Annotated in this window: 12 protein-coding genes; 4 read left to right on the forward strand and 8 right to left on the reverse strand. The window is 70.9% G+C overall.

Going from position 1 to position 25,513, the window contains the following annotated elements; translation table 11 throughout:
* Positions 1–59: 59 nt before the first annotated feature.
* A complete protein-coding gene (locus FKO37_RS14005) occupies positions 60–1,328 on the reverse strand; it encodes an HNH endonuclease signature motif containing protein (protein WP_238604589.1) in 1,269 nt (422 codons plus the stop codon).
* A 288-nt stretch (positions 1,329–1,616) separates the two neighbouring features.
* Here FKO37_RS14005 and FKO37_RS14010 point away from each other — a divergent pair, with 288 nt between their 5' ends.
* The gene (locus tag FKO37_RS14010; RefSeq protein ID WP_238604590.1) at positions 1,617–4,205 is read left to right on the forward strand and encodes a LuxR family transcriptional regulator; all 2,589 of its coding nucleotides are present in this window, start codon (positions 1,617–1,619) and stop codon (positions 4,203–4,205) included.
* On the forward strand, positions 4,202–4,402 hold the full coding sequence (locus FKO37_RS46905) for a LuxR C-terminal-related transcriptional regulator (RefSeq protein WP_238604591.1): 201 nt from the start codon (positions 4,202–4,204) through the stop codon (positions 4,400–4,402). Before FKO37_RS14010 ends, FKO37_RS46905 begins: the two co-directional genes overlap by 4 nt.
* A gap of 53 nt (positions 4,403–4,455) precedes the next feature.
* Here the strand turns inward: FKO37_RS46905 and FKO37_RS14020 are convergent, their stop codons facing one another.
* The 5 genes from FKO37_RS14020 to FKO37_RS14040 all read right to left on the reverse strand — a co-directional run bounded on the left by FKO37_RS14020 (position 4,456) and on the right by FKO37_RS14040 (position 10,031).
* Complete coding sequence (locus tag FKO37_RS14020; protein ID WP_037810563.1) at positions 4,456–5,415, reverse strand: NAD(P)-dependent oxidoreductase; 960 nt, start codon at positions 5,413–5,415, stop codon at positions 4,456–4,458.
* A 15-nt stretch (positions 5,416–5,430) separates the two neighbouring features.
* Positions 5,431–6,723 carry a nucleotide sugar dehydrogenase gene (locus tag FKO37_RS14025; RefSeq protein WP_037810562.1) on the reverse strand — a complete coding sequence of 431 codons (1,293 nt, stop codon included), beginning with the start codon at positions 6,721–6,723 and terminating at the stop codon, positions 5,431–5,433.
* A gap of 64 nt (positions 6,724–6,787) precedes the next feature.
* Positions 6,788–7,471 (reverse strand): PIG-L deacetylase family protein, encoded by a 684-nt coding sequence (locus FKO37_RS14030; RefSeq protein ID WP_238604592.1) that lies wholly within the window; start codon positions 7,469–7,471, stop codon positions 6,788–6,790.
* A gap of 206 nt (positions 7,472–7,677) precedes the next feature.
* Entirely contained in the window at positions 7,678–8,787 is a 1,110-nt protein-coding gene (locus FKO37_RS14035; protein WP_238604593.1) for a sensor histidine kinase, read from the reverse strand.
* On the reverse strand, positions 8,778–10,031 hold the full coding sequence (locus FKO37_RS14040; RefSeq protein WP_238608264.1) for a nucleotide disphospho-sugar-binding domain-containing protein: 1,254 nt from the start codon (positions 10,029–10,031) through the stop codon (positions 8,778–8,780). Before FKO37_RS14040 ends, FKO37_RS14035 begins: the two co-directional genes overlap by 10 nt.
* A 221-nt stretch (positions 10,032–10,252) precedes the next feature.
* On the opposite strand from FKO37_RS14040, the gene FKO37_RS14045 reads away from it, so the two are divergent.
* Positions 10,253–15,589: a type I polyketide synthase gene (locus FKO37_RS14045; RefSeq protein WP_238604594.1), complete on the forward strand. Its 5,337-nt coding sequence runs from the start codon at positions 10,253–10,255 to the stop codon at positions 15,587–15,589.
* Positions 15,590–15,682: 93 nt separating this feature from the next.
* Here the strand turns inward: FKO37_RS14045 and FKO37_RS14050 are convergent, their stop codons facing one another.
* Positions 15,683–15,946, reverse strand: coding sequence for a hypothetical protein (locus tag FKO37_RS14050; protein WP_051172840.1), 264 nt, complete (start codon positions 15,944–15,946; stop codon positions 15,683–15,685).
* A 106-nt stretch (positions 15,947–16,052) separates the two neighbouring features.
* On the reverse strand, positions 16,053–16,868 hold the full coding sequence (locus FKO37_RS14055; RefSeq protein WP_238604595.1) for a thioesterase II family protein: 816 nt from the start codon (positions 16,866–16,868) through the stop codon (positions 16,053–16,055).
* A 281-nt stretch (positions 16,869–17,149) separates the two neighbouring features.
* On the opposite strand from FKO37_RS14055, the gene FKO37_RS14060 reads away from it, so the two are divergent.
* Positions 17,150–25,426, forward strand: coding sequence for a type I polyketide synthase (locus FKO37_RS14060; RefSeq protein ID WP_238604596.1), 8,277 nt, complete (start codon positions 17,150–17,152; stop codon positions 25,424–25,426).
* The last annotated feature ends 87 nt before the right edge of the window (positions 25,427–25,513 follow it).

The following is a 25,513-nucleotide window of genomic DNA, read 5'->3' on the forward strand; positions in this document are numbered from 1 at the left end:
GGGCACCCGGGCCTTGGTGGGCGGGTGGGAATGGTGGCTTCATAGCTCCGCGCGCGGGCTCATGCTGTGGCTCGCAAGGGGGTGGGCGGCGGGTTGTGGGCGGTGTTGCGGAGCGGTTTCTGCTCCGGGTCGAGGAGGGACGGCGGGATCCAGTGGACGGTGCCGTCGTGGAGGGCGATTTTCCAGCCGCTGTGGTGGAGGAGGCGGTGGTGGCGTTCGCAGCACGAGGCCAGGTTGTCCAGGTCGGTGGGGCCGCCGTGGGCCCAGTGGACGATGTGGTGCGGGGTGGTCCACTTTGGACCGCGGTCGCAGCCGGGGAAGGTGCAGCCGCGGTCGCGGATTGCCAGGGCCCGGCGCTGGGCGTTCGTGGCGGTGCGGGCGGAGCGGCCCAGGTCCAGGACCTGGCCTTCGGTGCCCAGGACCGCGGGGTAGACCTTGGCGTCGCACAGGATTCGGCGCAGGTCGGCGGCGGACAGGACGGATTCGTCTCCTGTCACGACCGTTTTCGCGGTGCCCTGCAGGGTTTCCAAATCGACCGTCACCGTTGCGACTGCTCGTTCGCCGGCTTTGGCGGGCAGGTCGGGGGTGCGGGCGGCCAGGTCGACGATCGCGGCGAGGGCATCGCCGTGGCGTTCGGCCGGGGTGCGGGGGTCGGGGGTGTCCGGCGCGGTCGCGGGGTCCGGTGCGGCCAGGGGGACCAGCAGTTGTTCGATCAGGGTGCCGGTTTCGTGGTCTACGTTGCCGCTGAAGCGGAAACGGCCGCTCTGGGTCCACTGCCAGCGGAATTCCCGCCAGGGGCGGGCGGCTTCCTCGGGCCGCGAGTCCGAGTCGGGAACCGAGTCTGGGTCCAGGTCGTGGTCCACGTCAGGGTAGGCGGGATCGCTGTCCCAGTAGATCTTCAGCCGGGTCGCGGCGCGGCGGACGATGCTGGGGTTGGCCTGGGTCGCGAGGGTCACCAGGGTGTCTTCGGCGACGGTGTAGTCCTCGGGGGTCAGCCACCTCGGGGCGGCGGCGAGGAATTCGGCGATGACCGCGGCGTGCTGGGCGGTGATTTCGCCCGAGGACAGGGCTTTCCAGGTCAGCGGGAGGGTCCCGGTGGCTTGGGCGAGCCGGGAGCGGGCCTCGCGCGGGGTTACGTGCAGGATCGTCGCCAGGTACGACGACGTCGAGGTGTAGCCCTCGGGCAGGGCGCCGCGCGAGTGCAGTTCCCGGATTGTCTCCAGTTGCGCGGCGTAGGCGACGTTCTGCTGTCGTTGGGTGGTCAGGAGCCTGGTGGTCAGGTCCCGGTCTGACAATTGCCAGGCGGGGAGCGTCGCAGTCGTGCTCACCCCACAATTCAATCGAACGCGCGTTCGATTACGCTATCGCTCGAAGTGGTCAACCCGTACTGCCGACACAGTGCGCACAAGATCACCTTCCGGAGCCAAAGCCCAGTCGCAGCAGTGGAAATCTGCCACTCGCCTCCAGGCGAAGGCCAACAGAAGCCAGAGCAAAAGCGACGCTTGGTAATCGTGATCACCTGATTGAGTGACTTTAGATCGCGGTTGGCTGGGCTTAGGGGGCGGCTGCGACCGTGGTACCCGCAGGAAGATGACCGTTGGGTCGAGGAGCTTGCGATGGGCGTGAACTGGGGGCAGAACCGCCGCACCGAGCCGAATGAAGCAGTGTCCCTTCTCGAGGGCTTGCTGATCGAATGCGATGCGGGGGCAGGAGACACGGTATTGGTCGGCGGAGGACCGGCCAGCGGGAAAACGCAAGTGCAGAACCAAGTGGTGGCGCGGGCCCGTGAACTGGGCGTTCTCACGCTCACCGCGGCGGGTGCGGCCGACGAGCGCGACGTCGACGGAGGTGTGCTCGACCAACTGCTGGCCAGCCCGGCATTGCCGCGAGAAACACTGGCCGCCGCGGACGGCGAGGACCGGATCGCCGCGTTGTGCAGTGCCTTGCACCGGTTGGCGCGAGAGCGGTCGCTCCTGATCGCGGTCGACGATCTGCAGCACGTGGACGAGACGTCGGCGCGGTTGTTGCTGCGGTTGCAGCGGCGGGCGCGGTCGGCGGGGATGCTGCTGGTGCTGACGCAGCCGGACGGCTGGTATTCCGGCGAGGGCATGACCTTCGCCGCGCAGCCGCACCGGTACGTGCATCTCACGCCGTTCACCGTGGAGGCGATCGCACAGCTGGTCCCGGACCACGGCGAAGCTGAGCGGATCCACGGACTGAGCGCGGGAAATCCGTTGCTGGTCAGCGCTTTGGTCGACGCCCGCCGTAGCTCGGTGGACGACGGACCGGCGTATTCCGATGCGGTGCAACGGCTTCTGCATCGCTACGGTTCGCCGCTGCGGGAGGTGGCGACAGCGATCGCGGTGCTGGACACCGACGTCACGACGGACGCGGTCGCGACAGTCGCGGGCGTGGACCCGGTCGAGGCGGAGACGTCCGCGGGGTTGCTCGTGGAGACCGGGCTGGTCGACGGTGTGCGGTTCCGGCAGCAGCCGGCCGCGGCGGCGGTGGTCGGCGGGTTGCGCGGGTCCGAGAAGGTGCAGCTGCACATCCGGGCCGCTGAGGTGAAGCACGCACGCGGGTTGCCCGCACCGGAGGTCGCGCGGCATCTCGTGGCGGCGGGCGAAGCTCAGGCGGAGTGGGCGTTGCCGGTGCTGGTCGCGGCGGCGGAGCAGGTGATGCTCGGCGACGACGTCGACTTCGCGACCCGTTGCCTGCAACTGGCGGCATCAACGACTACTGCGTCGTGGGAGCAGCAGATGATTTCCCAGATGCTGGCCAAGATCACCTGGCGGGTCAACCCGGCGGCGGCCGCTCCGCATCTCGCGGCGTTGTGCGAAGGGGCTTCGCTCGACCAGTCCGACCGGATCGCGGTGGTGCGCCAGTCGTTGTGGTTCGGCGACCGGGAAACCTTCGAATCCGCGCTGGTCCGGCTGGGCGACGACCTCGAGCCGCTGCACCCGCGCACGGCGGCTGAGCTGACCCTCGCCGCGCATTGGCATTACGGCACGGCGCCGGAGTTGTCGGTCGACGCCTCGGATCCCTGGATGCGCACCGCGAAAACGCTCGCATCGGTCTGGCAGGTCGGTGGCAGCGAAGAGACTTCGGTGTGCGCGGAACGGATTCTCCAGAACTGCAGGCTCTCTGACACGTCGCTGGAAGCGCTCTCCACCGCGATTCTCGCCCTGGCGTACGACGGCAAGGCGGACCGAGCGGAAGGCTGGTGCACGTCGCTCGCCGAGGAGGCGGAGTACCGCGGCGCGGTGACCTGGAAGGCGATGCTCGACGCGATCGGCGCGAGTCTTCTGCTGCGTCGCGGCGAGCCCGCCAGCGCGGCGGAGGCGGCGAGCCGAGCGCTTGCGCTGCTTGACGAACCGAACTGGGGCGTCGCGATCACGTATCCGCTCGCCACGATGCTGACCGCGCACACCGCGGCAGGCGCGTTCAAGGCCGCGGCTGGGGTTTTGCGCCACGCGCTGCCGGAATCGGTGTTCACGACGCTCGGCGGGGTGCGGTTCCTCCGGGCGCGCGGGCAGTTCCATCTGGCCACGAACCGAGGGCTCTCCGCGGTGAGTGATTTCCAGCAATGCCAGCGCATTCTCCGCGAAAACGACCTTGACCTGCCCGCCGTGGCACCGTGGCGGACCGACCTCGCCGAGGCGAACCTCCGGCTGCGCAACCCGACCCTGGCGGTCGAGCTGGCGAAACAGCAGCTGGCGGACACGACGGACTCGTTCTCGCAGGCGGTGGCGCTGCGGGTGCTGGCGTTCGCGGGCGACGCCGGCGCGCGGTCCGGATTGCTGAACCGGGCGGCGGAGGCGTTCAAGGAATCCGGCGACCGGCTCGAACTGGCCCGCACCGTCCGCGCGATCAACCAGCTCGGCCAGCGCGCGGAACGCTCGGCAGGCCTGGTGAAGCCGGTGCAGGTGCCTCGGCAGCCGTTGCGCCCGCTCGCGCCTCGCCCGGTGGCGTCGAGACCGGAGCCGCCGCGCGCGGATCCGGAGGGACCGGCGGCGACCGCGTTGAGCGACGCCGAACTGCGGGTCGCTGAACTCGCCGCACATGGGCGGACCAACCGTCAGATCGCGGAAACGCTGTACATCACAGTGTCCACTGTGGAGCAACACCTGACCAGGGTGTACCGGAAACTCGGCGTCGCCGGGCGGCGGGGGCTGGCGGGCGAACTGGCCGGTGCCGGACAGTGACCGAAAAGCTGACGGAAAGCGTGCCGGAGAGCCTGACCGAATGCGGGGCGAGAGTGCTGACCGAGGTCGAGCTGCGGGTTGCGGAACTGGCCGCGCGGGGCACGCCGGTCGGGGTGATCGCGGAGGTACTGGGAGTGTCCGCGAACACCGCCGCTAGTCACCTCGCCGCCGTCTACGTCAAGCTCCGGAACGCGTGAAGGGCCTCTCGCGCGAGATCCGCGAGAGGCCCTTCACCGAGGGCGGGAACCGGTCAGGATCGGCGGTCGGCGACCACCGCGGCGATGATGTCGTCCAGCGAGCGCGTCGGCACGAAGCCGATCTGATTGTACGCGCGGGTGCAGTCGGGGATGCGGCGCTGCATGTCCTCGTACCCGTCGCCGTACGCCTCCTCGTACGGCACCTTCGTGATGGTGCTGCTCGAACCGGTCGCGCCGATCACACGCTCGGCCAGCTGGGAGATGGTGGTCTGCTCGTTGCTGCCGAGGTTGAACACCTTGCCGTACGCGGAATCGTCGGCGAGCAGGTCCGCCAGCGCGGGCACGACGTCGTGCACGTGGCAGAAGCAGCGGGTCTGCTGTCCGTCGCCGAACACGGTGATCGGTTCGCCCGCCAGGGCCTGGGTGACGAACCGGGGGATCACCATGCCGTAGCGGCCGGTCTGGCGCGGGCCGACCGTGTTGAACGGCCGCACGATCACGGTGCGCAGGCCGTGCTCGACGGCGTACAGGTGGGCGAACGTCTCGTCCAGAGCCTTCGCCTCGGCGTAGGACCAGCGGTTCTTCAGCGGCGACCCGATGATCCGGTCGTCGTCCTCGCGCAGGCCGTCCGCGGTGTTCTTGCCGTAGATCTCGCTCGTCGACGCGACCAGGATCGGCACGTCGTGCCGCAGCGCCGCGTCGAGCATGTTCTCGGTGCCGTGCAGGTTGGTGCGGAGGCTGTCCATCGTCTTGTCGAGGATGGTGAACACGCCGACCGCGGCGGCGAGGTGGAAGATCGCGTCGATGCCCGCCATGCACGATTCGACCGCGTTCGGGTCGGTGATCGAGCCGCGCACGAACTGGAAACCGGGGTGCCCGGCGACGCCGGCGAGGTTGTCCAGGGTGCCGGTGCTGAGGTTGTCGAGCGCGACGACCTCGTCGCCGCGGGCCAGGAGGTGTTCGGTGAGGTGGGAGCCGATGAACCCGGCGCCTCCGGTGATGAGGTAACGCACGTTAGTGTCCCTTTCTCAGTTCGTGAAGAGCGCGGGGTCGAGGCGGTAGGTGGCGTCGATGACGGTCGGGCAGTCGGCGAGCCATTCGTAGTCGTGGCCCGGTTGGATGGTGTGGATGAGCGCGACGTCCCAGTCCTCGCCGTCGGGCTCGGGGACGGTGTCGAGCGAACCGCCGGTCACGCGGACGTTCGGGACCAGCGGGTCGTAGTAGCCGACCTTCGCGCCCTTCGCGGCGAGCAGGTCGATGATGTCGAGCGCGGACGACGAACGCACGTCCTGCACGCCGGGCTTGTAGGTCACGCCGACCACCAGCACGCGCGTACCCGCCATGCCCTTGCCTTCGCGCGACAGTGTGTTCAGTACGCGGTCGACAACCTGCTTCGGCCGCTCCGCGATGGCGTGCATCGCCTGGGTCACCAACGGCGCGTTGCTCTGCGTCGCGCGCAGTTGCCACAGCAAATAGTGCGGGTCGCAGGGGATGCAGTGGCCGCCGACGCCGGGGCCGGGGTGGAAGGCCATGAAGCCGTACGGCTTGCTGGCCGCCGCGTCGATGACCTCGATCGGGTCGATCGCGAAGCCGTCGCTGATCTCGGCGAACTCGTTGGCCAGCGCGATGTTCACCGCGCGGAAGGTGTTTTCGTACAGCTTGGTCATCTCGGCCGCTTCCGGCGAGCTGACGCAGTGCACGCTCGGGGTCAGCACGTTGATCACGCGCTGCGCCATCGCCGTGCACACCGGGGTCACACCGCCGAGCACGCGCGGCGTCTCCGCCTGGGTGTGCGTGACGTTGCCCGGGTCGATGCGCTCGGGGCTGGACGCCACGAACAGGTCGCGGCCAATGGTGAATCCCTTGGCCACCAGCGGTTTCACCAGCAGCCGGTTCGAGGTGCCGACGTAGCTGGTGGAGGTGAGGATGAACGTCTGGCCGCGGCGGGCGTTCGCGACCAGCGCCGCGCACGCCGCCTCCAGCGGGCCGAGGTCGGGCATCAGGTACTCGTCGAGCCCGGTCGGGACGCAGACCAGCACCGCGTCGGCGTCGGCCATCCGCGCGGAGTCCGTGGTGAGCTGGAAGTCCTCCTGGTGCACGGCTTTCTCGAGCCTGCGGTGGTCGGCTTCGATGAGGTCGACCTCGCCCGAGCGGATCGAGTCGAGCCGGTTCTGCGACAGGTCGATGCCGATCACGCCGACGCCGCCGGCGTGCAGGCCGAGCGCGGTCGGCAGGCCGACGTAGCCCATCCCGATCACGGCGACCGACGTCAGCTCGTTCCGTTCGGCGATGGTCTCGAATTCAGCGACAGTACTGGTCATTCCTGGTCACCCGTTTCTGGATGGGCAGTGGAAAAGCGAGCGGGAAAAGCGGAGGGAAATCCGGTCATCGGACGGAACGGACGATTTCGAAAGCTTCGGCGAGCCCGGCGCTGACCTGTGAGCCGCGGTATTCGGCGAGTGCGCGGACGCCGCGTTCGCTGCGCGGGTTCGGCCACGGCTCGAGTTCCTTGCCGTAGGCGCGCAGGGCTTCGATTTTGCGCTCGAGGTGGCTTTCGTCGAGAAGCTGCCAGCAGTTCGGCCGGAAGGCGACCGGCAGCCCGGAGGCTTCTCCGACGTCCGTGGCGGAGCGGATCTCGAAGGTGCGGACTTCGCGCACCGGGCCCTTGCCCGGCCGGCCGGCGACTCGCGCGGCGCGGCTGACGAGGGCGTGGTCGGTGCTCAGGTCGCACATGCTGGTCGCGAAGATGGTGTCCGGCTCGAATTCGCGGACCTCGCGTTCGACGACCTGGTTGAGCGCGAGGTGGCTGACCGTGTCGAGCCGGTTGTCGCCGAATTCGTGGACTCGCACGCGTTCGATGCCCAGTGTTTTGGCGGCGAGTTCGATCGCGTCGGTGCGGTTGGTGACTTCGGCGCCGGCGGCCGAACGCGAACCGTCGTCGTTGGTGAGAATGCAAAGCGAAATGGAGACGCCTTCGTCGGCGAGCCGGGCGATGGTCCCGCCCGCGCCGAGCGTTTCGTCGTCGCCGTGGGCTCCCACCACCAGCAGCCTGCGTGTCAACGTGTGCATACGATTCCCCAGTCCTTGTCCGGGCGGTGAAACCCCCAGCGGAAACGAGCCGTGCGAAATGGCTTGGAACGCAAGAAAAATTTGACATCCGGCGGTGCTTGCGACAACCCCTAAAGACCGTCTAAAGCGGACCTTGGCCGCGCGGGAGGACAGGCGCGGCAAGCGCGTTAGGGGGTGGGCCGTCGCGAGGTCGGAAGCTGGTCGCTTTACCAGCGCACGGGAAGGTCGGCGCGCACGACGGTAGGCCCGCCCGCCGGGCTGACCACGGTGAGCACGCCGTCGATGGTGCCCGCTCGGTCGGCGAGGCCAGCCAGTCCGCCGCCCGGACGCACGGATGCGCCGCCGTGCCCGTTGTCGATGATCTCGACGACCACCGTGTCGTCGTCGCGAGTAACGCGTACCGACGCGCGGTCCGCGCCCGCGTGTTTGGCGATATTGGTGAGGATTTCGCTGACGATGAAGTACGTCGTGGTCTCCACGGGCGCGGGCGGCCGGGGTTCCACCGTCACCTCGACGTCCACGTGGATCGGCATCCGCGCGGTCAAGGCGGACAACGCGGCGTCCAGGCCGCGGTCCTGCAGCACCGGGGAGTAGATCCCCCGGGCGAGGTCGCGCAGCTCGGACACGGCGAGTTTCGCGTCCGTATGGGCCGCGCCAACCAGTTCGCGCACGGCGGCGGGATCGTCAAGCTTTAGCTGCGCCCGGCCCAGGCTCATCGCCACCGCGACCAGCCGCTGCTGCGCCCCGTCGTGCAGGTCGCGTTCGATGCGCTTGCGCTCGGCCTCTACGGCATCGACGCCGCGGGCCCGCGAGTCCTTCAACTGCCGGGAACGGGCCTCCAGCTGCGCCGTCCGGTCCGGCCCGAGCATCGACAGCGCCAACACGCCGTGCATCGCCCCGATCCGCGGCGCCACGAAGATGCCGAACGGCGGCACGGCGACGGACACGATCCCGGCCACGAATTCCACGATGCCCAGCGGGAACGCGAGCAAGGCGTAGAGCAGTTCGCGCCACGTGGCCGGGTCCACGAGCCGGGTCTGCCAGGTCAGGAGCAGCCCGGCGCCGTGCGGATGCCGGCGGGGCGGCGGGACGTCGACGCCGAGCATGACGCGCACCCAGCGGCGTTCCGCGCGGGCCAGGCCGCGGGCCGTCGAGGTCGCGGTGATCAGGATCGGGATGCCGATCCACAGCATGGTGGTGGCGATGCCGAGCAAGGTCGTGGCGAGCACGAGCACGAACGCGACGACGCGGAGGGGGAAACTCGCGATGAGGAAGCCGATAGTGCGGACGACGCGGGGCCGCTGCGTCACCGGCATCGAGCGATCCGCTCCAGTTCCGGCACGAGGTCGTTGAGGGTCGGCGTCGCCAGCATCTCGTCCCGGACCTCGAGCGAGCACTCGCGGAACGACGGTTCCTCCAGCAACCGCTGGAGTCCATTTCGGACGGAGCCCGGCGTGACCTCTTCCAGATCGATCATCAGGCCGTTGCCGCGTTTCACCTGTGCGAGCGCGGAAATCCGCTCGCTCCACGTGGTGCCGGGGATCACCAGCTGCGGGACGCCGTTGACCACCGCGTTGCCGATCGTCGCGCCGCCGCCCTGGTGCACGATGGCCGAGCAGCTCGCGAGGAGTTCGTACATCGGCACGAAGTCCACCGCGCGCACGTTGTCCGGAACCTTGTCGACCGACGCGAGCTGTTCCGCGTTGAGCGTCGCGATCACTTCGACGTCGAGGTCGGCTAGGCCGTCGAGCAGCGCGGAGACCGAGGTCTCCTCTTCGCCGAGCGTCTGCCGGTTGGAGATGCCGAGGGTCAGCATGACGCGCGGGCGCGACGGGGGTTCGACGACCCAGCGCGGCAGCGCCATCGGCTTGTTCAACGGCACGAACCGCGCCGGGAGGTAGTCGACGTCGACGCCGTCGTACCGGAGATAGGACGGATGGCAGTCGATGGTTTTGACGCCGTAGCGCAGGTTCTCGTCGTAGTCCGCGCCGTAGCGGCCCACCGCGTCCGACATCCATTCCACGAACGGGTCCGGGCTGGTGTCCTCGGGCTTGCTCGCGCGCAGGTCCCGGTACTGCGCGCCGATCCGCGCCGTCTGGTCGGCCGCGTACATCATCCGCAGGTGCGGGACGCCGACCGCCTGCGCGACGATCGGCGCGGTGTAGACCAGCGGGTCCCACACGACGAGGTCCGGCTGCCAGTGCCGGGCGAACCGGACGAGGTCGTTGAGCAGCGGTTCCGGCGAGTTCCAGCGGAAAACGTCGACCCAGCCGTCGTAAACGGTGCGCACGTACTCCTCGGTGTAGCGCTCCGGGCGGCTCTCGGAAAGCTGGTGCTTGCTGTGCGCGGTGTCGTCGCCGCCGGCGCTGAGCCGCCGGTGCTCCGCGATGTCGAGGTCCTCGCCGAACCACATCGCGTCGAGGCCGGTTTCGGCGAACGGCAGGACCTCGCGGGGATTGCGCTGGCCGACGAACCGCACCTCGTGCCCGGCGGCCGCCAGCGCCCACCCGACCGGGGCCATGCTGTAGACGTGCGTCCTAGTCGGGAAGACCATCAACATGACTCGCACAACGCACTCTCCGATGCCGGGGTCCGGGAAACACTGCTGGGGAAACGGTAATCGCGGCGGGCCGCTCGGCAGACCCGGCATTACGGCGTTAGGGGCCGTTAGGGGTGGGGATTCGCGGGCAGGCGCGAATAGCTTCGGCGAGGTCGTGGTGCGCGCGGGCGACCCGGCCCGCGACGGCAGGTGCCGAGACCGACGAACGAGGGGACTTCCCAGTGACCGGCCACGAGCAGAACACCGCACCGTCCACCGAGCAGATCGTCGCCGCGCTGCGGCAGTCCATGGTGGACAACGAACGGCTCAAGGCGGACAACCAGAAGCTCGCCGCGGCGATGAACGAGCCGATCGCGATCATCGGGATGGGCTGCCGGTACCCCGGCGGGGTCGCCACGCCCGCGCAGCTCTGGGACCTGGTCGCGGGCGGTGTCGACGCGGTCGGCGAGTTCCCCGAGGACCGCGGCTGGGACACCGATTCGATCTTCGACCCCGCGGGAAGCCCCGGCACGACGTACTCGAAGGAGGGCGGTTTCCTTTACGACGCCGCCGACTTCGAGCCGGAGTTCTTCGGCATCTCGCCGCGTGAGGCCCGCACGCTCGACCCGCAGCAGCGGGTGGTGCTGGAGACCGCGTGGGAGGCGGTGGAACGCGCCGGGATCGTGCCGTCGACGTTGCGGGGCAGCAAAACCGGCGTCTTCGCCGGCGTGATGTACCACGACTACGGCGCGGGCAGCAGCGACGGCAGCCTGATTTCCGGCCGCATCTCCTACACCCTCGGGCTCGAAGGTCCGTCGGTGTCGGTCGACACGGCGTGCTCGTCGTCGCTGGTCGCTTTGCACTGGGCGGCCCAGGCGCTGCGCCGCGGCGAATGCTCGCTGGCGCTGGCCGGTGGCGTCACCGTGATGGTGACCCCGGACATGTTCGTCTACTTCAGCGAGCAGCAGGGCCTCTCCCGGGACGGCCGGTGCAAGGCGTTCGGCAGCACCGCGGACGGCGTCGGCTGCTCCGAAGGTGCCGGAATGCTTCTGCTGGAACGGCTTTCCGACGCGCGCCGCAATGGCCACCACGTCCTCGCGGTGCTGCGCGGCAGCGCGGTCAACTCCGACGGCGCGTCCAGCGGCATCACGGTCCCGAACGGGCCAGCGCAGCAGCGGGTGATCCGCGCGGCCTTGGCGGACGCCGGACTGAAACTGTCCGATGTGGACGCCGTCGAAGCACACGGCACCGGAACGAAGCTCGGCGATCCGATCGAGGCGCAGGCACTGATCGCCACCTACGGCAAGGCGGCCACTGCTGATCGGCCGCTGCACGTCGGGTCGTTCAAATCGAACGTCGGCCACACGCAAGCCGCGGCGGGCGTCGGCGGCGTGATCAAGATGGTGGAGGCGCTGCGGCGCGGCGTGCTCCCGCGCACGCTGCACGCCGACGAGCCGTCGCCGCACGTCGAATGGACCGACACCGTCTCGCTTCTCCGTGAGCCGACGCCGTGGCCGGAGACCGGGCGGCCGCGTCGCGCGGGCGTTTCGTCGTTCGGCATCAGCGGGACCAACGCGCACGTGATTGTCGAGCAGGGCGACCCGGTGACGCGTTCTTCGGACGATGGACCCGCGACCTGGCTGCTGTCCGCCAACGACGCGGAGGCCCTGCGGGCACAGGCGGGCAACCTCGCGTCCTGCACTGCCGATGCGTCCACTGTGGACATCGGATTCTCACTGGCGACCACCCGGACCCAGTACGAGCACCGCGCCGGGATCGTCGCGGCCGACCGGACCGCCGCGATCCGCGCGCTGACCGAGTACGCGGCGGGCCGCGCACCGGCGGGTGTCGTCGAAGGCGTGGCGAGCACCGGGCGCACGGCGTTCCTGTTCACCGGGCAAGGCGCCCAGCGCGCCGGGATGGGCCTGGAGCTGGCCGCGGCCTACCCGGCGTTCGCTGAGGCCTTCGACGCGGTGGCGGCCGAACTGGACAAGCACCTCGACGTGCCGGTGCGGACCGTGCTGGGTTCCGACGAGACCGGGTACACACAGCCGGCGTTGTTCGCCGTCGAAGTCGCGGTGTTCCGTCTGCTCGAATCGTGGGGCGTCACCCCGGATTACCTGCTGGGGCATTCGATCGGCGAGCTGGCCGCGGCGCACGTCGCCGGAGTGCTCTCGGTTGAAGACGCGTGCACGCTCGTGACGGCGCGGGCCCGGCTGATGCAGGCCCTTCCCTCCGGCGGGGCAATGGTCGCTGTCGCGGCGGCTGAGGCCGATGTCGTGCCGCTGCTGACCGAGGGCGTGTCGATCGCCGCCGTCAACGGACCGGCGTCGGTCGTGCTGTCCGGCGACGAGGACGCGGTCCTCGCGGTGGCATCGAACTTCGAGAAGACTTCGCGGCTCAAGGTGTCGCACGCGTTCCACTCGGCGTTGATGGAGCCGATGCTGGCCGATTTCGCTCTCGTCGCCCGGAAGCTGACCTATTCCGAGCCCGCGATCCCGATCGTCTCGACGGTTTCGCCGGACGCCGATCTGACTTCGCCGGAGTACTGGGTGAACCAGGTGCGCGACGCGGTCCGGTTCGCCGACGGTGTCCGCACGCTGCTCGACGCTGGCGTCACGACGTTCGTGGAGGTCGGCCCGTCGGCCGTGCTCACCGCGATGGGCCAGCTGTGCCTTGGCGCGGACGACCGGGCGACGTTCGTGCCGGTGCTGCGCAAGGACCGGCCCGAAAGCGAGTCGGCAGCCGCCGCCGTGGCCACGTTGTTCACCACTGGGTCCACTGTGAACTTTTCGGCGTTCTACGCTGGCGGGGCATCGGTCGAGCTGCCGACGTATGCCTTCCAGCGCAAGCGTTACTGGCTGGAGAACCCGACCGGGGCCCGCGTCCGCGGGGTCGCCGAGGTCGGGCAGGTCGACGCCGGGCACCCGCTGCTGGGCGCGGTCGTGGCGACCGCCGACACCGGCGGCGTCGTGCTCACCGGGGAGCTTTCGCTGCGCGCGCAGCCGTGGCTCGGCGACCACGTCGTGCAGGGGGTTCCGCTGTTCCCCGGCACGGCTTTCGTCGAACTGGCCGTGCGGGCGGGCGACGAGGTGAATTGCGCGCGGCTCGACGAGCTGACGCTCGCGGTCCCGCTGATCCTGCCCGAACACGGATCCGTCCCGGTCCAGGTGACGGTGGGCGCGGAGGACGAGTCGGGCACCCGCGCGGTGGGCATTTACTCGCGGGCCGCGGACACCGGGGAGTGGACGCACCACGCCAGCGGGAGGGTGTCGCCGACGGCGGACACGCCCGTTGCCGCCGCGGAGTGGCCCCCGGCCGGTGCGGTCGAGATCGACGTGACCAGCCGCTATGACGAACTCGCCGCCCAGGGCTTCGACTACGGGCCGGTCTTCGCCGGGCTCCGCCGGGTCTGGCGCGACGGGAACACTCTCGCCGCCGAAGTCGCGTTGCCGGAGCACACCGACGGTTCGGCCTTCGCGTTGCATCCCGCCCTGCTGGACGCCGCGCTGCACACCATCGGTCTGGCCGGGCTGACGGAGGACAAGCCAGCGTTGCCGTTCGCGTGGAGCGGGGTTTCGCTGCACGCCGCCGGGGCGTCGAGCCTGCGCGTGGTGCTCTCCGCAGACGTCGAGAACACCATTTCGCTCACCGCCACCGATCCCGCTGGCGCGCCGATCGTGACCGTGGGGGCGCTGGCGCTGCGGCCGATCGCCGACGACGCGTTCGCCCGTCCGGCAGCAGGCGACTCGCTGTTCCGGGTGGAATGGCAGCCTTACTCCGGCGATGCCGCTTCCGGCGTTTCGCACGCCGTGCTCGGCGCGGATCCCTTCGGCCTCGGCGGAGAGTCCTATGTGGACCTTGCCGCGCTGACCGACGCGGTGGGGACGGGAAAGGCCGCCCCGGACGTGGTGTCCGTGTCGTTCGAGGCACCCGAGGAGGCGTCGCCCGAACTGGCCCGCGAGGCCGCCCACCGGCTGCTGGACCTGGTCCGGACGTGGGTCAGCGAACCGGCGCTGGCCGCTTCCCGGCTCGTCGTGGCCGCCTCCCATGCCATCGCGACGCGTCCCGACGAAGACGTCGCCGATCTGGTGCACGCCGCGCTGTGGGGCATCGTCCGGTCGGCCGAGCTGGAGTACCCGGACCGGTTCGCCGCGGTCGACCTCGACGGCAGCGAACCACCGCTGGCCACCGTGCTCGGCGCGATCCAAGCCGGTGAGCCCGGTGTCGCCGTCCGCGACGGGGCGGTGCTGGTGCACCGGCTGGCGAAGTTCGCCCCCGAGACTTCGGCACCGTCGCTGAGCCCGGACGGAACTGTGCTCGTCACCGGCGGCACCGGGGCGCTGGGCGCGTTGATCGCGCGGCACCTGGTGACCGACCACGACGTGCGTCACCTGCTGCTCACCAGCCGTCGCGGCGAGGCGGCACCGGGAGCGACGGAGCTCAAGGCGGAACTGGAGGAGCTGGGCGCTTCGGTTTCGCTGGCGGCCTGCGATCTCGCCGACCGGACCGCGGCGGCCGCGCTGGTGGCGGGCGTGCCTGCCGAGCACCCGCTGACCGCGGTCGTGCACACGGCAGGCGTCCTGGACGACGGGGTGCTGCTCGCGCTGACCCCGGAGCGGATGGACGCGGTGCTGCGGCCGAAGCTGGACGCGGCCTGGCACCTGCACGAGCTGACCGCGGAGCTCGACCTGGCCGCGTTCGTGCTGTTCTCCTCCGTCGCGGGCACGTTCGGTTCGGCCGGGCAGGCGAACTACTCGGCCGGGAACGTGTTCCTCGACGCGCTGGCCCACCGCCGGACGGCGCGCGGGTTGCCCGCGGTGTCGCTGTCGTGGGGCCTGTGGTCCGGCGGCATGGCGGGCGCGCTCGGCGACACCGACCTGGTCCGGATGGCGCGGTCCGGCGTGGCCGGGCTGTCGTTCGCCGACGGGCTCGAGCTGTTCGACGTGACGTTCGGCACCTCGCAGCCGGCGCTGGTGCCGGTCCGGCTCGACCTGGCCGGGCTGCGGTCCGCCGCGGACCGAGTGCCGCCGATGCTGCGCGGCCTGGTGCGCGCGGGCACGCGGCGGCGTGCCGCGGCCGCCGACGACTCGTGGGCCCGGATCGAGGCCCTGCCCGCCGGGGAACGGGAGCGGGCGCTGCTCGACCTCGTGTGCGGCACGGCCGCGGTGGTGCTCGGGCACGACCGCTCGGACGCAATCGACCCGCGCAAGGGATTCATCGAGCTCGGCTTCGATTCCCTGACCGCGATCGAGCTGCGGAACCGGCTGGACGAGCTGTCCGGTCAGCGCCTGCCCGCGACGCTGATCTTCGACTACCCGTCCCCGGGCGCGGTGGCGGGGCTCCTCGGAACGGGCCTGGCGGACCAGCCGTCCATTGTGGATTCCCGGTTGGCCGCTCTCGAAGCCGCGTTGCGGGACAACGCCTTGGCCGAGGACGACCGGGAGAAGCTGGTCAGCCGCCTGACCGCGTTGCTGACGGCGTACTCGGCTCCCGAGAAGTCGGCGGACATCGAGAACGCCAGCGCTGAGGACCTCTTCGCGCTCCTGGACGAGGAACTGGACACCAAACCGGTGTGACCCCGCGAGTCCCCGCTGACGCCAAGCCAATGGCGCAGCGGGGACTTGCGGCGGGCAGAGAAGCGCTTCACGACCGCGAGCGGCCGGGGGTGCTCACACCTCGGTGAGAAGTCCGAGGGAGCAGAGGGAACCGGCCAGCGCGATCATGTCGTAGCGGAGGTCCTCGACGTCCGTCTCCCACAGTTCGGCGAGGACGGCGCTGGCGCTGTCGATGTCGCCGTTGTGCTGCTTGAGAGCGATCCACATGGCCGCGGCGACCGGTTCGCAGTCCACCTGGCGGCTGCTGCTGACCAGCTCGAGATGCCCGTCGGGGAGCATCCGCTGGGCGACGCCGTGAGCGGGTCTGATGGCCATCATGGCTGCCTCCGAGGGGCGGTGGTCCGGTCTGTTTCCTTGCTGCACCAAGTTTCGCGGACCCGGGCCCTTCCGGCCATGGGGGCGGCACCTGAAAGCGGCCTGGGGTTTACTCCCCCGTCAGCCGCCCGAGATCAGGGGTTGCGGACGCGAGTACCTCCCCGCGCCATTCGCGCAAGCGCGCGGCGACGGTCGTCAGCACCCCTTCGAGCTGGGCGTTCAGGTAGAAATGCCCGCCCGGCAACACTTTCACCGCGCAGCCGCCGCGGGTGTGGCCACGCCACGCTTCGGCCTCGGCGAGGTCGACCACGGGGTCGTCCGCGCCCAGCAGCACCTGGACCGGGCAGTCCAGCGCGAGCCCGGGCTCGTGGCGGTAGGTCTCGACGGCGGTGTAGTCCCCGCGGACGGCGGGCAGCACCAGGCGCAGCAGTTCGTCGTCGCCGAAAACGGCGCTGCCGGTGCCGCTCATCTCCTTGAGGGCGGCGATCAAACCGTCGTCGCCGAGCTCGTGGACGTCCTCGGGCCGCGGCACCGACGGCGCCGGGCACGCGGACGCGAACAGCCCCAGCGGCCGGGCGCCCCGTGCCTCGAGCCGGCACGCGACCTCGTACCCGAGCGTCGCGCCCATGCTGTGGCCGAACAGCGCCACCGGCCGGTCGATCCACGGGCCGAGGTCGTCGGCGATGACGTCGGCCATCGCCTCGAGGTCGTCGAAACACTGCTCGTCGCGGCGGTCCTGCCTGCCCGGGTACTGCACGGCGATGACGTCGGCGTCCAGTCCGCCTTCAGCGGCCGCGCGCGAGAACGGGAAGTAAGCGGTGGCCGACCCGCCCGCGTGCGGCAGGCACACCAGTCGCACCGCGGCGTCGTCGGACGCGTGGAATCGCCGGAGCCATCGGCTCGATTTCTCGTTCAGGGCAGTCACAGTTCAGGAAGTCTCCGGCCCCTTCGCGCGCCCGGCAACCCCTAGCCGAGCGTCGCCGTGCCCGTCCGCCGTGCGGCGATCCAGGCTCGCTCAGGGGGCCAGGCGGCTGGTTAGGGGTGGGTATGCCCTGTTCACCGCTCGTAACGTACGGCGTCAGGTGGGTGCATTGGGCGATCACGGAAAACCCCGCCGAAGCCGTTCCCGGGGACCTCCCGGCAGCCGTGCCCTGGCGAACCGGCCCGCACCGCGCCGACGACCACGCGACTCAGGAGAAGGTCTGAATGAACAAGTCCGACGACAAGCTGGTTCACGCCCTCCGTGCGTCCCTGAAGGAGACCGAGCGTCTTCGCGCGCAGAACAAGAAGCTCAGCGGGGCCGGCCACGAGCCGATCGCGATCGTCGGCATGGCCTGCCGGTTTCCCGGCGGTGTGCGCACGCCGGAGGACCTGTGGCGGCTGCTGGCCGACGGCTCCGACGTCGTCGGCGAATTCCCCACCGACCGAGGCTGGGACACCGACCGCCTCTACGACCCGACCGGCGAGCGGCCCGGGGCCAGCCGCACCCGGCACGGCGGTTTCCTTTACGACGCACCTGAGTTCGATGCCGGGTTCTTCGGGTTCGGCGAGCGGGAAGCGCTCACGATGGACCCGCAGCAGCGCCTGCTGCTGGAGACCACCTGGGAGTCGTTCGAGCGGGCCGGGATCCAGCCCGCGTCGGTGAAGGGCAGCCCGGTCGGGGTGTTCACCGGGGTGATGTACCACAACTACCCGGGCCACTACGGTTCCTCCGCGGTGGTGTCCGGACGGCTCGCCTACGCGTTCGGTCTCGAAGGGCCCACGGTGACCGTGGACACCGCGTGCTCGTCCTCGCTGGTGACTCTCCACATGGCGGTGCAGGCCCTGCGCCAGGGCGAGTGCTCGCTCGCGCTGTCCGGCGGGGTCACGGTGATGGCTTCCCCGCAGACGTTCGCCGAGTTCAGCGTCGACGACACGCTGTCGGTCGACGGCCGGTGCCGTTCGTTCTCTGAGTCCGCGGACGGCATCGGCTGGTCCGAGGGGGCCGGAATGCTGTTGCTGGAACGGCTTTCGGACGCACGCCGCAACGGTCACCCGGTGCTCGCGGTCGTCCGCGGCAGCGCGGTCAACCAGAACGGCGCCTCGAACGGGATGATGTCGCCGCGCGGCCCGGCCCAGCAGCGGGTGATCCGCCAGGCGCTGGCCAACGCCCAGGTGTCCGGCGACCAGGTCGACCTCGTGGAGGCGCACGGCACGGCGACCCCGCTCGGCGATTCGGTGGAGGCGCAGGCACTGCTGGCCACCTACGGCAAGGAACGGCCGGACGGCCGGCCGCTGCGGCTGGGCTCGATCAAGTCGAACCTCGGGCACACCCAGGCGGCGGCCGGGGTCGCTTCGCTGCTCAAGGTCGTGCTCGCGCTGCGCAACGACCTGCTGCCCAAGACGCTGCACGTGGACGAGCCGAACCACCGGGTGGACTGGGCCTCCGGCGGCGTCGAACTGCTCACCGAACCGGCGGACTGGCCGCGCGCCGACCGGCCTCGCCTCGCCGCGGTGTCCGGCTTCGGCATGAGCGGCACCAACGCGCACATCATCCTGGAGGAGGCTCCCGAAGACACCGCGGTCGAGCAGCCGGAAACCCCGGCGGGCGGCGCGATCCCGTGGGTGCTGTCCGGCCGGAACCCGGAGTCGCTGCAGGCACAGGCCGCGCGGCTGCTGGAGCACGTTCGCGGCAATCCGGGTCTCGACCCGCTCGACATCGGCTACTCCCTCGCCACCGGCCGGTCGGCGTTCCCGCACCGGGCCGTGGTCACCGGGACCGGCCGAGAGGACCTGCTTCGCGGCCTGACCGCGGTCGCCGAGGGTGAGACTTCCTCCGAGGTCGTGCACGGGGTGGCGCGCGGCGAGACGTCGACGGCGTTCCTGTTCTCCGGTACCGCGTCCGACGGTCTCGGCCAAGAGCTGAGCGCCGCGTTCCCCGCGTTCGCCACCGCGTACGAAGAAGCCCGCGCGACGCTGGCCGAGAACGGCACCGCGTTCGCTGTCGAGGTGGCGTTGTTCCGGCTGCTGGAGTCGTGGGGGCTCACCCCGGACTTCGTTACTGGGAAAGGGATCGGCGAGCTGACCGCCGCGCACGTTTCCGGCGTGCTGTCGCTGGCGGACGCGGCCGCGCTGGTGGCAGCCGCCGACGCCGGACCCGATGCGGTCCGGAAGGCGGCCGAGCCGTTGACCTACGCGGAGCCGGAGATTCCGGTGCTGCCGGGCGGCGGCACGGAGCTGGCGACCGAGGAAGAGCTGCGCTCACCGGAGTACTGGGTCCGGCGGCTCGGCGCGAAGGCCCGCTTCGCGGACGGGATCCGCCACCTGGAAGCCCAGGGCGTCAATCGGTTCGTCGAGTTCGGACCCGCGGGCGCGCGGGAAAGCCTGACCGGGAACGCCCTCGTTGTGTCGACGCCGACCGGCGACCGGCCCGCGGAAGCCGTGACTGCGATGATCGGGGAGCTGCACGCGCACGGGGTCTCCCCGGATTGGCAGGCCTGCTTCGCCGGCCGCGGCGCACGCCTCGCCGAACTGCCCACGTACGCGTTCCAACGGCAGCGGTACTGGATGCAGTCGGCCAAGATCTACGGCGACCCGGTCTCCCTCGGCCTGGAGCCGGTCGACCACCCGCTGCTGGGCGCGGCCACCGTGCTCGCGGACTCCGAGGGCGTCGTGCTGTCCGGACGCGTCTCCGTCAGTACTCACCCCTGGTTGGCCGACCACGCCGTGGGCGGCTCGATCCTCTTCCCCGGCACGGGTTTCGTGGAACTCGCCATCCGGGCGGGGGACCGGGTGGAGTGCTCCCGGCTGCGCGAGCTGACCCTGCAGGAGCCGCTGGCGCTGCCCGCGGAAGGCGGCGTCCGGATCCAGGTCAACGTCGCGGCCCCGGACGCGTCCGGGGCGCGCTCATTCGTGATCAGCTCGCGCACCGACGACCTGACCGGCGAAGGAACATGGACCCGGCACGCCAGCGGGGTGCTGGCCGCCGCGAACGGCGCGGCGTCCTTCGCGCCGGCTTCCTGGCCGCCCGCCGAGGCCGAGCAGCTGGAAATTGCGGACCTGTATGAGGAAATGGCGGACCGCGGCCTGGACTACGGACCGGTGTTCCGCGGCTTGCGGGCCGCGTGGCGCGGTGCGGACGAGATCTTCGCCGAGGTGAGCCTGCCCGAACGGGCCAAGCGCGACGCGGCAGGCTTCGGACTGCACCCCGCCGTGCTCGACGCGGCCCTGCACGCGCTCGGCCTTGCCAGCGACGCAGAAGGCATCTCGTTCCCGTACACCTGGTCCGGCGTCGAGCTGTTCGCCTCCGGTGCCGCCGCGGTGCGGGTGCGGTTGCGGCGCACGGAGCCGGACACCGTGACACTGGAACTCGCCGACGTGGCAGGGAATCCGGTCGCCTCGGTCGAAGCACTGACGCTGCGGCAGATCTCCGAGGAACAGCTCGCCGCTGTCCGCGCCGCCGCACCCCGCCGGGAGTCCAGACGCGCGCCGGAACCGGTCGCACGGCGCGCCGCCGGCGCCCCGGAAACCGCCACTCAAGCCAGCGCTGAAGCCGACCCGGATTCCTTGCGGGGCAAGCTGCTCGCGCTTCCCGCCACCGAACGACTCAAGGCCGTGCGCGGGGTCGTCCTCGCCAACATCGCCGCGGTGCTCGACCAGGACTCCGCGGACCTCATCGACGTCGACCGCGCGTTCAACGACCTCGGCTTCACCTCGCTGCTCGCCGTCGAACTGCGCAACCAGCTCGGCGCGGCCACCGGGCTGTCCCTGCCGCCCACCCTCGTGTTCGACTTCCCGACCGCGGCGGAGCTGGCCGAGCACCTGTACCAGTCGCTGCTCGGCGAGCTGGACGGCAAGCAGGAGACGGTCACGCTGACCGCCCTCGCCGGGGACGAGCCGATCGCGATCATCGGGATGGCCTGCCGGTATCCCGGCGAGGTCGCCTCCCCGGAGGAGCTGTGGCAGCTCGCGTCGTCAGGCGGGGACGGGATCTCCGCCTTCCCCGCCAACCGGTCCTGGGACATGGACTACTGGCTCGGCCTGGTCGAGGCGAGCGGACGGGTGCCGCAGGGCGGGTTCGTGCACGACATCACCGATTTCGACGCGGCCTTCTTCGGGATCGGCCCCAACGAGGCCCCGATGATCGAGCCACAGCAGCGGATGCTGATGGAGACCTGCTGGGAGGCGCTGGAGCGGGCCGGGATCGACCCGGTTTCGCTCAAGGGCAGCGACACCGGCGTCTTCGCCGGGGTCATGAAGTCCGACTACGACCCCGGGCCCGCCGGCGACATGGAGACCAACGGCCTGTTCCGCAGCACCGGCGTGCTCGGCAGCGTGGTCTCCGGCCGCGTGTCCTACGCGCTCGGCCTGGAGGGGCCGTCGGTCTCGATCGACACGGCCTGCTCGTCGTCCCTGGTGGCGCTGCACTCCGCGAGCCAGGCGCTCAACCAGGGCGACTGCTCGCTCGCGCTGATCGGCGGCGTTTCGGCGCTCACCTCGCCGAGCCCGTTCGCCCACTTCGATTCCGGCGGCACCGCGGCCGACGGCCGGTCCAAGTCGTTCTCCGCGGACGCGGACGGCATCGGCTGGTCCGAAGGCGTCGGCGTCCTCGTGGTCGCGCGGCTTTCGGACGCCGTGCGCGACGGCCGCGAGATCCTCGCGGTGATCCGGTCGAGCGCGGTGGGCCAGGACGGCGCGTCCAACGGGCTGACCGCGCCCAGCGGATCCTCGCAGGAACGCGTGATCCGCAAGGCACTCGCGCTCGGCGGGCTGAAACCGTCCGATGTGGACATTGTCGAGGCATCCGCGACCGGGTCCACCCTCGGCGACCCGATCGAGGCGCGCGCACTGCTGTCGGTCTACGGGCAGGACCGGCCCGGCGACAGCCCGCTGTGGCTGGGCTCGGTCAAGTCGAACATCGGTCACAGCCAAGCCGCTTCCGGGGTCGCCGGCGTCATCAAGATGGTGATGGCGCTGCGGAACGAGCAACTGCCGATGACCCGGTACGCGGACAACCCGACCACGCAGGTCGACTGGTCGGCGGGCCAGGTCCGGCTGCTGGCTGAAACCATCCCGTGGCCGGACGCCGGACGTCCGCGCCGCGCCGGGGTGTCCTCGTTCGGATACAGCGGCACCAACGCGCACGTGATCATCGAGCAGGCGCCCGCGCAGGAGAAGGACGAGCCCGCGGCACCCGAGTCGCACGGGCCGTTGCCGCTGCTGCTTTCCGCGCGCAGCAAGGAAGCCCTGCCGTTGCAGGCGGAGCGACTGCTGTCCCGGCTGACCGCTGACGAACCCGGACTGGCGGACCTCGCGTACTCGCTGGCTACCTTCCGTGCCCCGGCCCCGCACCGCGCCGTCGTGGTCGGTGCGGACCGGCAGGAACTGCTCGCGGGGCTCGCCGCGCTGGCGAACGACGAACCCGCCGCCACGGTGCTGCGCGGCAGCGTCCGGGCGGGCGCGAAGACGGCGTTCCTGTTCGCGGGCCACGCCGCCGTCCGGCCCGGCAGCGGCAAGGACCTCTGCGCGGCCTTCCCCGCGTTCGCCCGGGAATTCACCGACGTGAGCGAGAAGTTCGGGGCGTACCTGGACCGGCCGCTGCTGGACGTCCTGTTCGCCGAGGAGGGCTCGGTGGACGCTCAACAGCTCGCGCGGACGTCGTTCACGCAGGCGGCGCTGTTCACCGTGCAGGTCGCTCTGTTCCGGCTGCTCGAATTCTGGGGGCAGCGGCCCGACTACGTGCTGGGCCGTTCCGGCGGCGAGGTGGCCGCCGCACACGTCGCGGGCGTGCTTTCGCTGCCCGACGCGGTCAAACTGGTCGCCAGCCGCGCGCAGCTGCTCGAGGAAATGCCCGGCGGCGCGATGGTCGAGGTCGAAGCGAGCGAGGAGGAAATGCGTCCGCTGTTGACCGCCCGGCCGCAGGCCGCGCACTCGCCGCGGATGGACGAGGTCCTGGCGGAGCTGGCCGAGATCGCTGGCGAGCTGTCGTACGGCACCCCGCGCGTCCCGGTGGTCTCCACGGTCACCGGAGCGCTGGCCGGGGACGAACTGTCCGAGCCCGCGCACTGGGTCGCCACTTTGCGCGAGCCGGTCCGCTTCCTCGACGCGGTCCGCAGCCTCGAAGCGGCCGGGGTGAACCGGTTCGTGGACCTCGGTCCCGGCGGCGCGCTCGCGCACGACGTGCGGCCGTGCCTGACCGGACCCGGCGAGGACGTCGCCGAACTGCCTGTGCTGCCTAGCGATCTTGCCGAGACCGCCGCGGTGCTGCGCGCGGCCGGACAGTTGCATGTGGACGGTCTCGCCCTCGACGGCACGCGCCTGTTCGCGGGCCAGCAGGTGCGGCGGGTGCCGGTGCCGCCGTACGCGTTCCACCGCAAGCGGTACTGGCCGGATGTCGACATGGAGGCGATCAGGTCGAGCGGCGACCTGGGCGCCACCGGGCTCGAGTCGACCGGGCACCCGCTCGTCGGCGCGGCGATGTGGCTGGCGGACTCGGACGGCATCGTGCTCAGCGGCCGGCTCTCTGCTGGCACTCACCCGTGGCTGGCCGAACACACAGTGGGCGGCGAGATCATGGTGCCGGGCGCGGCTTTCGTCGAGATCGCCGTCCGCGCCGGTGACGAGGCGGGCTGCTCGCGGGTCGAGGAGTTGGTCGTGCATACGCCGCTCGTGCTGCCGGAGTGCGGGAAGATGCAGGTGCAGGCCGTGGTCGGCGCTCGGGACGAGGACGGCGCGCGGTCGCTGACGGTGTATTCGCGTCCGGACGACCCGATCGCCGGGTGGATCCGGCACGCGACCGGATCGCTGACCGGCGGGAAGGCCCGGCCGGAAGGGCTTGAGGAGTGGCCGCCCGCCGCCGCCGAACCGGTGCCGGTGCGATACGAGGCACCGACAGAAGGAGGGCTCAGCCACGGCCCTGCGTTCCAGGGTCTGCGCGCGGGCTGGCGTCGGGGTGACGAGGTGTTCGCCGAGGTGAGCCTCGGTCAGGAGACGAGCCAGCAGGCCGGCCGGTTCGGGCTGCACCCGGCCGCGCTGGACGCTGCGATCCAGGCGTTCGGCCTGCTGCCCAGCGGCGAGCCGGGACTCGCGGTCGCGTGGGCGGGCGTCGAACTGCACGCCACCTCGGCGGCGAAGCTGCGCGTGCGGATGACTCCGGTCGGCGAGGACGCGGTCGCGGTGACGCTGGCCGACCAGGCGGGCAAGCCGGTCGCCTCGATCGAGGCCGTGACGGTGCGTCCCGTCGCCGAGGTGCGGGAAACCGTTGCCGCACCGGTGGAAACCGTCAAGGCCGGGCCGGTCCGGGTGCGCCGCGCGGCGAGCACCGGCGTCGCGGCCGACCCGGACGCGCTCCGCAAGCGGCTGGCCGGGCAAACCCAGGCACAGCGCGAGAAAATCCTCCTGGAGGTCGTGCTCGAGCACACCGCGGCCGTGCTCGGTTACACCGACTCCGCCGAGGTCGACCCGAACCGGCACTTCCTCGAATCGGGCTTCGACTCGGTGACCGCGGTGGGCCTGCGCAACGGCCTCAACGAGGCCACTGGGCTGAGCGTGTCCCCGACGGTCATCTTCGACCACCAGAACCCGATGGCGCTGACCGTCCACTTGCTGTCCGAATTGGACGGTGCGGGCGGTGCTTCGCCGGAGGACCCGGCTTCCGACGGGCTCAAGCAGATGTTCACCGAAGCGGTCCGTTCCGGACAGACGGAGAACGGGATCGGCTTGCTGAGCGCGGCGGCCCGGCTGCGGAAGTCGTTCCGGTCGTCGGCCGACATCGACCAGCTCCCGGCACCGGTCCGGATGGCCGAAGGACCGAAGCAGCCGCACCTGCTGTGCCTGTCCACCCCGGCGGCGATGGGCGGCGCTTACCAGTACGCACGGTTCGCCTCGCACTTCCGCGGCGTGCGCACGCTGTCGGCGTTGCCGATGCCGGGATTCCTCTCGGGCGAGCTGCTGCCCGAGTCCGCCGAGGCCATCGTGGACGTGCTCACCGAGAGCGTCCGCAAGGCCGTGGGCGATGAGCCGTTCGCGTTGCTGGGCTACTCGTCGGCGGGGATCTTCGCGCACGCCATCGCGGGCAGGCTGGAGGAATCGGGCACCGGCCCGGCCGCGGTCGTCCTGCTGGACACGTACGCGGCCGGCGGCGAGGACATGCAGCGCAGCGACCAGGCGGAACGGGACGAGGCCACCCTCGGCCTGGTCTCGGGGCTGCTCGCGAACGAGGACCGGTACGGGCCGTACGACCGGACCAAGCTGACCGCGCTCGCCAAGTACCTGGAGGTGCTTCCCGAGGTCACCCTGCCCAAGATCGCGGCGCCGAGCCTGCTGGTGCGCCCGGAGGACCGGTTCGACGCGGGCGAGGCCGTGACCGGGGATTCGGAGGCGTGGCGGACGGCCTGGAGCCTGTCCGATGACACCGCGGTAGTCCCGGGCGACCACTTCAGCCTGGTCGAGAGCAGTTCGGCGACGACCGCGCAGGCCGTCGAGGAGTGGCTCGGCTCGCGGTAGCCGCGTAACTCAGGCGGCGGAGGTGCCCCGTTCGGCGGGGTGCCTCCGCCGTTTCCGCGCGCGAAAACGGCGCTGCACGCCGAGCGT

It is taken from the genome of Amycolatopsis sp. Poz14, from assembly GCF_006704225.1.
Classification (GTDB): Bacteria; Actinomycetota; Actinomycetes; order Mycobacteriales; family Pseudonocardiaceae; genus Amycolatopsis; species Amycolatopsis nivea.